This window comes from Bacillus sp. AY2-1 (assembly GCF_008368965.1).
Classification (GTDB): Bacteria; Bacillota; Bacilli; order Bacillales; family Bacillaceae_G; genus Bacillus_A; species Bacillus_A thuringiensis_S.
The window spans coordinates 1-631 of the sequence record NZ_QPEL01000261.1; the positions used below are offsets into that span (position 1 = coordinate 1).

Consider the following 631-nt stretch of genomic DNA (forward strand, 5'->3'; position numbering starts at 1 on the left):
TAGTTTAATGGAAGATGTTATGAATCAATTTCATAATATTGCCAAGCGCTCCTTTTTGCCTCAAACGAAGGAAGAAGCTCATAAAATGATTCGAAATCAAGTTAGAGCATTTCTCCAACTAGCAAAGAAAGAACGAGCTATTTTACAAGTTGTAGAAGAAGCAATCGGATTATCAAAAGAGATACGTAAAAAATGGGACGAGATACGGGAACGCTTCATAAACAATATTACGCAGGATATTACATACTCTCAAGAAAGTGGATTAGCACAGCCTGAATTAAATAAAGAAATTGTAGCACGTGCTTGGTTCGCAATGAATGAGATGTTTCTTTGGGCGATTGTGAAAAATGATAAAAAATTAGAGTTAGAAGAGATAGTACATACATTGACGGAAATGTATACGACGGGGTTATATAAATAGCACACCTGCAATAAATACGGTGTGCTATTTTACATTTATAAAAATATTTTATCTAGGTATGGCAATGCTAAAAGGGGCTTTTCAGATAAAGGGAAATATTTTAGTTTTAACGATTCACCATCTATCGATTTCAACTCGCCACCGCTAACTTCACACTCAAACACAACAATAATATATTCTACTTCATCACCATTCGGATATGTATGGCGG

The 631-nt window shown here is 34.7% G+C and carries 2 protein-coding genes; one reads left to right on the plus strand and one right to left on the minus strand.

From position 1 onward, the window contains the following. Positions 1-421, plus strand: a 421-nt coding sequence (locus tag DN403_RS30045; protein ID WP_149186080.1) for a TetR/AcrR family transcriptional regulator, incomplete at its 5' end; no start/stop codon positions are given. 35 nt (positions 422-456) lie between these two features. Here DN403_RS30045 and DN403_RS30050 read toward each other — a convergent pair. After that, positions 457-631 (minus strand): NUDIX hydrolase (locus DN403_RS30050; RefSeq protein WP_481747571.1); only part of this gene is annotated, 175 nt, incomplete at its 5' end.